Source organism: Sphingomonas oligophenolica (assembly GCF_039522915.1).
Lineage (GTDB): Bacteria > Pseudomonadota > Alphaproteobacteria > Sphingomonadales > Sphingomonadaceae > Sphingomonas > Sphingomonas oligophenolica.
The window spans coordinates 24469-34905 of sequence record NZ_BAAAEH010000011.1; the positions used below are offsets into that span (position 1 = coordinate 24469).

10 protein-coding genes are annotated in these 10437 nt (G+C 61.2%); 6 read left to right on the forward strand and 4 right to left on the reverse strand.

The features are described 5' to 3' along the window. Positions 1–10 precede the first annotated feature (10 nt). The 4 genes from ABD050_RS07880 to ABD050_RS07895 all read right to left on the reverse strand — a co-directional run bounded on the left by ABD050_RS07880 (position 11) and on the right by ABD050_RS07895 (position 4482). Positions 11–937, reverse strand: coding sequence for a UDP-glucuronic acid decarboxylase family protein (locus ABD050_RS07880; protein WP_343888726.1), 927 nt, complete (start codon positions 935–937; stop codon positions 11–13). Positions 938–1108: 171 nt separating this feature from the next. Beyond that, entirely contained in the window at positions 1109–1885 is a 777-nt protein-coding gene (locus tag ABD050_RS07885; protein WP_343888717.1) for a metallophosphoesterase family protein, read from the reverse strand. Positions 1886–1919: 34 nt separating this feature from the next. Continuing rightward, entirely contained in the window at positions 1920–3152 is a 1233-nt protein-coding gene (locus ABD050_RS07890; RefSeq protein ID WP_343888718.1) for a glycosyltransferase family 4 protein, read from the reverse strand. A 46-nt stretch (positions 3153–3198) separates the two neighbouring features. After that, positions 3199–4482 (reverse strand): sugar transferase, encoded by a 1284-nt coding sequence (locus ABD050_RS07895; RefSeq protein ID WP_343888719.1) that lies wholly within the window; start codon positions 4480–4482, stop codon positions 3199–3201. 630 nt (positions 4483–5112) lie between these two features. Here ABD050_RS07895 and ABD050_RS07900 point away from each other — a divergent pair. The 6 genes from ABD050_RS07900 to gmd all read left to right on the forward strand — a co-directional run bounded on the left by ABD050_RS07900 (position 5113) and on the right by gmd (position 10312). Beyond that, on the forward strand, positions 5113–5550 hold the full coding sequence (locus ABD050_RS07900; protein ID WP_343888720.1) for a FecR family protein: 438 nt from the start codon (positions 5113–5115) through the stop codon (positions 5548–5550). Positions 5551–6273: 723 nt separating this feature from the next. Beyond that, positions 6274–6510: a glycosyltransferase family protein gene (locus ABD050_RS07905; RefSeq protein ID WP_343888721.1), complete on the forward strand. Its 237-nt coding sequence runs from the start codon at positions 6274–6276 to the stop codon at positions 6508–6510. Beyond that, complete coding sequence (gene rfbG / locus ABD050_RS07910; RefSeq protein WP_343888722.1) at positions 6501–7592, forward strand: CDP-glucose 4,6-dehydratase; 1092 nt, start codon at positions 6501–6503, stop codon at positions 7590–7592. The genes ABD050_RS07905 and rfbG overlap by 10 nt, the downstream gene beginning before the upstream one ends. Positions 7593–7750: 158 nt before the next feature. Then, positions 7751–7930, forward strand: coding sequence for a hypothetical protein (locus ABD050_RS07915; protein WP_343888723.1), 180 nt, complete (start codon positions 7751–7753; stop codon positions 7928–7930). A gap of 166 nt (positions 7931–8096) precedes the next feature. Continuing rightward, on the forward strand, positions 8097–9086 hold the full coding sequence (locus ABD050_RS07920) for an SDR family NAD(P)-dependent oxidoreductase (protein ID WP_343888724.1): 990 nt from the start codon (positions 8097–8099) through the stop codon (positions 9084–9086). A gap of 125 nt (positions 9087–9211) precedes the next feature. Beyond that, positions 9212–10312 (forward strand): GDP-mannose 4,6-dehydratase, encoded by a 1101-nt coding sequence (gmd, locus tag ABD050_RS07925; protein WP_343888725.1) that lies wholly within the window; start codon positions 9212–9214, stop codon positions 10310–10312. The last annotated feature ends 125 nt before the right edge of the window (positions 10313–10437 follow it).

Here is a 10437-nt window from a genome sequence, read left to right on the forward strand (position 1 = left end):
CCGGACGCGCTCAGTCGTTCGCAAGCTGGGAGAAATAGTCGATCGTCTTGACCAGGCCCTGGCGCAGCGCAATCGTCGGCTCCCAGCCCAGGGTGCCGCGTGCCAGAGTGATATCAGGCTTGCGCTGCATGGGATCGTCCTGCGGCAGCGGCCGGAACACCAGTTCCGACGTCGAACCCGTCATCTCGACGACGAGCTCGGCGAGTTCGCGGATCGTGAATTCGACGGGGTTGCCAAGGTTGATCGGACCCGACACCTCGGGCCCGGTCTCCATGAAGGCCATGAACCCGGCGACCAGATCATCGACATAGCAGAAGGAGCGGGTCTGCTGGCCATCGCCATAGAGGGTGATCGGCTCGTTGTTCAGCGCCTGCATCACGAAATTGGATACGACCCGGCCATCGGACGGGTGCATGCGCGGGCCATAGGTGTTGAAGATCCGCGCGACCTTGATCTCGAGGCCGTGCTGACGGTGATAATCGAAGAACAGAGTCTCGGCGCAGCGCTTGCCCTCGTCATAGCAGGAGCGGATGCCGATCGGGTTGACGTTCCCCCAATAGGCCTCGGTCTGCGGATGAACGCTGGGATCGCCGTAGACCTCGCTGGTCGACGCCTGGAAGATCTTGCAGCGAAGCCGCTTGGCGAGCCCGAGCATGTTGATCGCGCCGTGGACCGACGTCTTGGTCGTCTGCACCGGATCATGCTGATAATGCACCGGCGAGGCCGGACAGGCGAGATTATAGATTTCGTCGACCTCGACATAGAGCGGGAAGCAGACGTCGTGGCGCATGAACTCGAAGCGCGGATGACCGCTGAGATGATCAATGTTCCGCTTGGTGCCGGTGAACAGATTATCGACGCAGAGCACCTCGTCGCCGCGCTCGAGAAGCCGATCGATCAGGTGTGAGCCGACAAATCCCGCGCCGCCGGTAACCATGATGCGCTTGCGGCTGCTATAACTTCTTGCCACGTCAGTGATGTCCCTTTTTTGGCCGCCTGAGGTGCCAGCCTGGCCGATCTGGCCCGATGATGTCGCTGCTACAGGGAGAAAGCGCGCCGTACCAGAGTGCTCGCAGCAAACGCTGCATCGCACCGCTAGGATCCCGGCTTACAGATCCCGCTCGCTCACTGAGATCAACCGGCGTTGATCGCCCTCGATCCGCAGTGCAGTCAATATACCCGTCCGATAGGCGCCCGTGTCGATACCGATCCGATTCTCCATCTGCTCGGGCTGAGCGGAGATGGTATGTCCGTGAACCACCATGCAGCCATGGTCGCTGTCGTCATCGATGAACTCCTCCCTGATCCAGCGAAGATCGTGCGTGTCCTGCTCGGCCAGCGTGCGGCCGGGGCGCAAGCCGGCATGGACGAACAGATAGTCGCCGAAGGTGAAGCTGTCAGCGAAGCCCTCGATAAAGGCGAGATGAGAGGCTGGAACCTTGGCCCGGATGCTGGCCGCCGCGTCGATCGGAGACAGGGCGGCCAGCTTGCCGACTTCGACGCCGTAGCTCTGGGCGAATTCATAGCCGCCATAGGTCAGCCATTGATGCACTGCTTCCGGCTCATCGCCCAGGACGCGGAGCATCATCTCCTCGTGATTGCCCATCAGGAACACCGGCCGAACGTCCCCGGATAACGCCATCAGGCGTTCGATCACGCCGCGGGAATCAGGGCCGCGGTCGATCACATCGCCCAACAGGATCAGATAGTCGCGCGCGGGGCCGGTTTGCCGCCGATCCCATTTGATCACGTTGAGCATTTCGTCGAGCAAATCGAGACGCCCGTGAACGTCGCCGATCGCATACGCCCGAGCGCCCGCCGGACCGTGCCAATCCCTGGGAGCCGCGCGCGCCGCGCGCGATCGCCTGGTGAAGCGCGAAAACATCTACGTCCAAACCTTATGTGCCGTATCCACGCAGCTAGTCGCCCGACACCAGAGTCTCAAGTCGCGACTCCCATTGCTGAAGGGCGAATTTGCGGCGAAAGCCCTGCATGAGCATCATGCGGGCGCGGTCCCCCATGGCGCGGCACGCCCCGGGGTCGTCGGCGAGCGCGACAATCGCGTCGACGAGGGCGGCCGCATCGCCGGGCGCGATCGCGATGCCGGCGTCGAACGCAGCGATCATCGAGGGCACCTCGCCCTCGGGGTCGCAAACGGCAACGATCGGTCGCGCCGCGGCGGCGATCCCGAACACCTTGCTCGGCACGATCAACCCCTCGAACTCGGGGCGCAGCGAAAGCCAATGAGCGTCGCCGACCGCGAGGCTCTCCGAAAGTCGCGCACGCGGCTGATAGGGCTGGAAGACGAATCGCTCGCACCCTGCCTCAGCTGCCTGGCGCTGAAGCGCCTCCTGGGCGCGACCGCCACCGACGAACAGAAACCAGATATCGCTGCGATGCGCGAGCATCGCTGCCGCCGCGAGCAGCGTGTCGGCTTCATGCGCTCGGCCAAGATTGCCTGAATAAGCGAGAACGAATGCCGTGGCGGGCAGACCCCATTCCTCGCGCAGCGCCGGACTTCGCGACGCTGACGGCAGGATCGCCTCGTCATCGCTCCAGTTCGCGACAATCGCGATCCGATCCTTGGGAACACCGCACGCGACAAGCCTGTCCGCCATCCGTTGCCCGATCGCAACGGTGAGTACTGCGCGGCGCAGCGCCACGTCGCGGAGCGCGCCGAGCACGGCACCGAGGGGACCCCGCAACCAACGCATATCCATGGCAATGGCGATTTCGGGATAGAGATCCTGCACCCAGTTGACGAGTTTAGCGCCTCTGATGCGACACATCACCAACGCGACCAGGTTGATGAGCGGTGGATCAGTCTTGGCGACGACGATCGTGCCCTTCTTCAGCCGGCCGATCATTGCAAAGCCTGCACTGGCATAGAAAGTGATATAAGCGAGCATGCGGCCGATCAGCCCCGCGCGTACGCCATTCACCGTCCATATACGGGTGACGGTGACGTTGTTGATGACGTCCTGCGCCGGCAGGCGCGCCTCCGCCACCCCGTAAATGAGGCGGCTCGTGATAATCTCCACTGCCCAGCCGCGCGCCGCCAGATATTCGGCCAGATCAGTCAGGATCTGGGCCGTCGCCGAATGATCAGGTGCGTAGAACCGGTTGACGAACACGATCCGTCGGCCAGCCATAACGGGCCGAGGAATCTCGCCAGAAACCGCCGAAGCCATCAACGTGCTATTTTGAGCCGAAGCCGTTGATCATCACGACAACGGTGCGCATCGTAATCAGTACGTCGAGCCAGGCCGAAAAATTCTTCACGTAAAAAAAGTCATATTGCAGCTTCATATTGATCTCGGCGAGGTCAGCGACATGGCCCTGATTGACCTGGGCCCAGCCCGTGATCCCAGGACGCACGATGTGCCGATAGGAATAAAAGGGTATCTCAGCCTCGTACCAGATCGAAAGATCCATCGCCTCCGGTCGCGGGCCGATCCAGCTCATCTCGCCGGCCAAGATGTTGAGGATCTGCGGCAATTCATCGAGCCGAGTGCGTCGCAGAAACCGCCCGACGCGCGTTATCCGGTCATCATCCGTCTGGGTGATCGCGTTTATCCGGGCGTCTCCATCGGCAACGCGCACTTGCGGCGTCATCGACCGGAACTTGATCATGGTGAAGGACCGTCCGCGATACCCCATTCGCTGCTGACGGAAAAAGATCGGGCCCGGCGAATCGAGACGGATGCAGATCGCGATCAATGCCGTCGTGATCGCGAGGAAGGGCAGAACCAGGAGACAGGCGCCGACATCGATCAGCCGCTTGAATTTCCGATAGGCGAGATTGGGCAACAGCGACCCGAAGCTGTTTTCCGACAGGTGATCGATCTGGACGCGGCCCGTGAGCAACTCGCGTATCTGTTTCACATGGTAAACCGGGATACCGCCAATTGCGGCGCGAGCGAGCATGCGCTCCCATTCCGATCCGAGATCGTGATGTAGATCAGCGACGATCATCACCCCCTGCCCCGGCGGAACGGCCGGCTCCGCGAGAGGAAGCCACTGCGCACCATCCACGTCATAGAGCGAGTCGGCAGCGCCGCCGGGCACGACGTGAAACCGGCGAACCGCCCCGCGAGCGCTGAGATAGGCCAGCGCATAGGCTCCCGCGACGCTGAGCGTGAAGCTCGCAACCAGCACCGTACGATTATAGTCGAGACGCAGCACCAGCGCAGCCAACATCGCCAGTCCGAACGACATCGAGAACGTCGGCAGCACATAAATAAAGGTGCGGGCGCCCGGGAAACCGCCAATCCGGCGAGACATCAGCATGGCGCTCACCACGCTGAAAAACGTGAGCACCAGCGTCGCGGGGGCGGATGGGTGCTGACTGTAGGAGGATTGAATACCGAATCGGGCCGCAAGCGGAACGAACACGCCCAGAACGATTTCCGCGAACAACTGTACCCGCAGCGACGAAATCCATCGCATGTTGCCGGCCAGGCGGGTGAGGTTCCGTTGCATCAGCATTGATCAAGTTCGAATGCATCGCCCTGAGATAATGGTCTTGCGCAGCTACGACGCAGAATATCTCCATCGTGCAGCGTCCAACAACATCGTCGCTGAAAATCGTCCTTGTGCCAAAACGTCGCTCAAATCCAGCAATCTCCCGCCACTGGCAGAATAATCCTCGGATCGCCCCCGTAACAATGACCACACCTCCTCGGCTATCGTCATCGCACGAGAGCCGGCGAGGATCGCCGCAGCCGACCGGGAACGATTCGGCCACCCATGTGCTCCATGGCGTTCGAATGTCCCTTTTGGCGCTTCACCGTCACGGCCACCACGCCCGATCGATCGGGCTCGCATCGCCCCTGTACTGAATCCGGACATCTCTGCAGCGAATCGGGCTCGATGCGACATTGCCGCCCGGCACCTAATATCTGCGGTCCGGCTTAATCGATTATTCGGAAAACGTCTGCTATTGAGCTACTCAGGCTCAGTGGCATGCAACCTTTTATCCGGTGTGGTGTTATCGCATCAGTTCTAGGCGTTGTTGCAAGAGCGAACGTTTTGAGGGTGGACAAAATCGGGGCTGCAGGGTAATCGGCCGTGGTGAGCCTACTTCCAAAGCGGTTCAGGAGGAGACTGATAATGAAATTTTCGCGGGTAACCGCCGCCATCGTCATGGCGAGCCTTTCTTCACCGCTATTCGCCGGTACTGAGCGTGTGGGTACACTGACTTCCGCCAGCCAGGGAACGTTCGTGGCCCGCGACGGCAAGCTGATCCCGGCCACTGCCGGACAGTCGCTCTTCGTTGGCGACCGGATCGTGACGCGCGGCCAGGCGAGCGCCAAGGTCGCCTTCCCGGGTTGCAACCGGGCGATCGCACCGACCTCGATGCTTTCGGTGACCAGCTCCACCTGCTCGACGGCGACCAAGTCGTTCGTTCAGGATGACGGCAATGGCGATTCGGGCGGCGCCCATGGCGATGGCAGCGGCACAATCGTCCTGGTCGGCGCGCTCATCGCAGCCGGCCTTGGCGCCTATGTGGCGATCGACAAGAACAACTCGAAGCCAGCCAGCCCGTAAGCGCTGCAGTATCTTCGATGAAGCAAGGGCCGGGCGAAAGCTCGGCCCTTTTCTTTTGCCCGACGATCTTAACCCGCGTTGCCACGTAAACACGCTGCGGTGCGGGCAGCCTGGAGATACCTGCAGCATCGTCGCCGCCGACCGTGGCGAAAAAGCCCTTCCTGAGCGCGGCGGCACCAGCGAACCGCAATCGGCGATAGCGCGTCGTGGCCCTGGGGCCGCCGCGTTGCCGGGGCCCGGGTGGACAAGTCGCCCAATTGTCACCTCAGCCCGGAGCCACTCGCCTTGCCCCGCGCATAATATTCTCATATGCAAGGACACCGATCCAAGCTCGTTGGAATTTTATCCACTGAAAGCAGTAATCGTGGCAGCCTTCCTGGATACGCTACCTTCGGAAGAGACCACTCTGTGACGCAAACCCGTGGTTGAGATGGACGGCCGCCTTATGTTCTGGCATATCACGAAGGCTCACTGCGGTCACGCTGGCAGATACTTTGTGATATTTTGAGCTTACAAGGGATATACATCAAAGAACGTTTTGCGAACCATCGTCTGCATATGTCCGAACTGAGGGTGGCATGCGACAAGATTGCGTCTCGCCTGCGGAGTTAACCAGGCTGAAGACTGGAGTGTCAGGCTCATCGACACTGGCGAAGCAACCTTCACCGGAGGGCGCCTCGCGCGTGTCGGGACGCTACTCGGTGAGGAGCCGTTCTGCTCCCTATGGCGATGATGTGGCGGATGTCGATATTTCGGCTTTCGTCCCTTTCCACGGCGCTCGGCTATCTGGGCGGCGACGAGACGATCTTGGAGCGAGAGCCGCGGGAAGGCGTGGCTGCGGATCGGGAGCTGCGCGCTTCTCGCCATGATGGTTTCTGGCATCCTATGGAGACATGGCGTGGCCGCATGACGCTTGAACGACTTTGGGACAGCGGCAAGGCACCCTGGAAATGCTGGTAGTCGACCCAGCCTTCTGGTCTGAACGTAGGGTCTTCGTAACGGGGCATACCGGGTTCAAGGGCGCCTGGCTCACCTTCTGGCTCCGTCGAATGGGCGCTGGGGTCACGGGGTACGCCCTGCCCCCGTGCACAACGCCTACGTTGTTCGGGTTGCTCGGCCTGCCGCAGGACCATTTCGCTGATATTTGCGACACTGCGGCCCTCGACGCGGCGATTCGAGCCGCGCGGCCTGAAATTGTACTGCATCTCGCTGCCCAGGCCCTTGTCCGCCCGTCATTCGACGACCCTGTCGGCACCTTCGCGGCCAATGTCGTGGGTACCGCCGCGCTGCTTGACTCAGTCCGCAGGACCGACGGCGTTCGTGCCGTCATCATCGTGACGAGCGACAAATGTTACGAGAATCGCGAATGGGCCTGGGGTTATCGCGAGGTGGACCGGCTCGGCGGTCATGATCCGTACAGCGCCAGCAAGGGCGCGGCCGAGATCGTCACCGCGTCGATGCGGCAGAGCTATTTCGCGCCCTACAAGGCACGCGGCCATCCGGCTCGAATCGCGAGCGTTCGTGCCGGCAACGTGATCGGCGGCGGCGACTGGTCGACTGACCGGCTCGTGCCCGGTATCGTGCGCAGCATCCTAACCGGCGACGGCAGCGTCACGCTCCGCAAACCCGGAGCGGTCCGGCCATGGCAGCATGTGCTCGATCCGGTCGCTGCCTATCTCGGCCTCGCTCAACGGCTGTACGAAGGCGATGCGGGCACCGATGAAGCGTTCAACTTTGGTCCCGCCGACGATGACGCTCGGCAGGTCGTGGAAGTTGCTGAAGCGATGATCGCTGCGTTTGGCCAAGGCCATATCTTGATCGATTCGCCACCTGACCAACCGCACGAGGCTAATTTGTTACGGCTGGATTGTTCGAAGGCGGTGGCGCAGCTCTGCTGGCACCCGCGCTGGAATTTTGCCGACGCCGCCATGAATACTGCCAGTTGGTATGCGCAACATGCGAAAGGCGAGGACGTCACCGCGATCACCACCGCCCAGATCGACGCCTTCCAGGCGGCGTCACCTTACGGAGAAGCAGCATAATGACAATCGAAGTGCGCCGGCTGGCGGTGTGAGAAGCGCGCGACGCGACCGATCTTTCCACTGCCCGATCAGATCGAGGTTCAACGCTCTGCGCCGCAGACCGATGCGTTTCTGCCCGATCCTGGCACAATCACCTTGTTCTTCCGCCTAGCCTATCGATGAGCGTGACGATTGCGTGTCTGGCGGGCTTGGTGCAGGCGCCTCGCGGCGCTTTCACACTGATCGTGGCACTGTTCTTCCTCTCCGGCGTGCGATTGCTGTTCATGGCAGGGCTCGGCGAATATGGGATTGCCATGCACCGCAATCTGGGTGGTGGCGCGGTGGTCGTCGAACGCTAGGCGATCAGTCTCGCAGGCGAGGTGCCGAAACAAAGGACCACCTATCAATGTCGAACTTGATTGCTTCGTCTCAGGCCCGCTTTGGAGCGACGGTGCCCCTATCTCGCGCCCCTGATTCGGCGCCTGGCATCAAGCGGCTCTTCACTCATGGCAGGACGAAATTGAGATGAGCAAAGAAGCAATTCTCGTCACCGGCGCCGCTGGCTTCATCGGAATGCACGTTACTCGCAGATTGCTGGAGCGTGGTGAGCACGTCATCGGCATCGACAATCTCAATGACTATTATGACGTATCCCTGAAGGAAGCTCGCCTCGCTGAATTGAGCCGTACCCAAAATGGCCGGTTTGAAATGCTGAGACTCGATTTCGCGGATAATGCAGCGCTTGATGAGGCCCTCGCGACCAAGCGATTTGATCGCATCGTCCATCTCGGTGCTCAGGCCGGCGTCCGCTATTCGCTGGAAAATCCGCGCGCTTATATCCGTTCGAACATCGATGGGCATCTGAATATGCTTGAGATCGCAAGGGAGCGCGATCTCCGCCACTGCGTTTATGCCTCATCCTCGTCGGTTTATGGGAGTGGTGCGAAACTGCCTTTTCGCGTCGAGGATCGTGTCGACCACCCGCTGTCGCTATATGCCGCCACCAAGCGCGCCGATGAGTTGATGAGCGACACCTATGCTCATCTCTATCGAATCCCGCTCACCGGGCTTCGGTTCTTCACGGTTTATGGCCCATGGGGCCGCCCAGATATGGCGATGTGGCTGTTCACCTCGGCAATCCTCGAGGGCAGGCCGATCAACGTCTACAATGCCGGTGACATGCGCCGGGACTTTACGTTCATTGACGATATCGTAGCCGGCGTGATCGCTTGCCTCGATTTGCCACCCAGCGATGAAGGGCCCGCGCCGCCGCACCGGCTTTACAATATCGGCAACAGTAAATCCGAGCCCCTCGAGCGATTGATCGCGCTGATTGAAACCGCATGTGGGCGGGAAGCTGTGCGGCACGAAATGCCAATGCAGCCAGGCGATATGAAGGACACCTTCGCCGATATCAGCGCGATCGAACGCGATCTGAATTTTCGCCCGTCAACAACGCTCGAGTTGGGCGTGCCGCGCTTCGTAGATTGGTATCGCGGCTATGCAGGCATTTAGGAGAAATGGCGGGGCCCTGAGTGCTTTTTTGATGCGTCGCAGCATCTGGACGCGCCGCAGCAAAATGGTATGAGTTGCGCTCGATCACCCATATGCGCGGGTTGCGCGTAACGTCAGGAGCCGCAATGACAAAAACCGCCTTGATCACCGGGATTACAGGCCAGGACGGCGCGTATCTGGCGGATTTGCTGCTGGCCAAGGGATATGAGGTTCATGGCGTCAAGCGCCGCTCCTCTTCGTTCAATACAGCGCGCATCGATCATCTCTATGAGGATCCGCACGAGAGGGGCGCGCGCCTGCATCTCCATTATGGCGACATGACCGATTCGACGAACCTGATCCGGATCGTCCAGGAAGTGAAGCCCGACGAGATCTATAATCTTGCGGCACAGAGCCATGTCCAGGTGAGCTTCGACACCGCCGAATACACAGCCAATGCCGACGCGATCGGCACGCTCAGGCTGCTCGAGGCGCTGCGGCTGCTGGGCCTTGCCGAGACGACCCGCTTCTATCAGGCGTCGACCTCTGAGCTTTACGGCCTCGTCCAGCAGGTGCCGCAATCCGAAACCACACCCTTCTATCCCCGCTCGCCTTACGGCGTGGCGAAGCTCTACGCCTATTGGATCACCGTCAATTACCGCGAAGCGTACGGCATGCACGCCTCGAACGGAATCCTGTTCAACCATGAAAGCCCGCTGCGCGGCGAGACGTTCGTCACCCGCAAGATCACCCGGGCCGTCTCAGCGATCCATCTCGGGCTTCAGGACATGCTGTGGCTCGGCAATCTCGACGCCAAGCGCGACTGGGGCCATGCGCGCGACTATGTCGAGGGCATGTGGCGCATCGTCCAGCAGGACAAGGGCGATGATTTCGTGCTGGCGACGGGCGAGACCAACACGGTCCGCACCTTTGTCGAGCTTGCCTTTGCCGAGGTCGGGATCACGCTCGAATGGAGCGGCACCGGTGTCGACGAGGTCGGGCGATGCGCGAAGACCGGCAAGACCCTGGTCAAGGTAGATCCCCGCTATTTCCGCCCGACCGAGGTCGAGCTGCTGATCGGCGATCCTGCCAAGGCCAAACGCGTGCTCGGCTGGGAAGCGACGACGACGCTTGCCGAACTCGTCTCCGAGATGGTGCGCGAAGACCTCAAGGCAGTCGCCCGCGAGGCGGAAACACGCAGGCCGGATGAAGAGCGGCCCAGCATCTTATATGCCATCGGACGCTGAGGACGGGATCGAGATGAGCGACGTGTTTTCACTGGCCGGCAAGCGCGTCTGGGTCGCTGGCGAGCACGGCATGGTCGGCCGGGCGATCGTCCGGCGGCTCGCGACCGAGGCGTGCGACATCGTGT

Coding starts and splice junctions, on each gene's coding strand:
- ABD050_RS07890 (WP_343888718.1), bottom strand. CDS start 3,152: ATGGCTGGCCGACGGATCGTGTTCGTCAACCGGTTCTACGCACCTGAT.
- rfbG (WP_343888722.1), top strand. CDS start 6,501: ATGCTGGTAGTCGACCCAGCCTTCTGGTCTGAACGTAGGGTCTTCGTA.
- ABD050_RS07920 (WP_343888724.1), top strand. CDS start 8,097: ATGAGCAAAGAAGCAATTCTCGTCACCGGCGCCGCTGGCTTCATCGGA.
- gmd (WP_343888725.1), top strand. CDS start 9,212: ATGACAAAAACCGCCTTGATCACCGGGATTACAGGCCAGGACGGCGCG.
- ABD050_RS07880 (WP_343888726.1), bottom strand. CDS start 937: ATGGTTACCGGCGGCGCGGGATTTGTCGGCTCACACCTGATCGATCGG.
- ABD050_RS07900 (WP_343888720.1), top strand. CDS start 5,113: ATGAAATTTTCGCGGGTAACCGCCGCCATCGTCATGGCGAGCCTTTCT.
- ABD050_RS07885 (WP_343888717.1), bottom strand. CDS start 1,885: ATGTTTTCGCGCTTCACCAGGCGATCGCGCGCGGCGCGCGCGGCTCCC.
- ABD050_RS07905 (WP_343888721.1), top strand. CDS start 6,274: ATGGCGATGATGTGGCGGATGTCGATATTTCGGCTTTCGTCCCTTTCC.
- ABD050_RS07915 (WP_343888723.1), top strand. CDS start 7,751: ATGAGCGTGACGATTGCGTGTCTGGCGGGCTTGGTGCAGGCGCCTCGC.
- ABD050_RS07895 (WP_343888719.1), bottom strand. CDS start 4,482: ATGCAACGGAACCTCACCCGCCTGGCCGGCAACATGCGATGGATTTCG.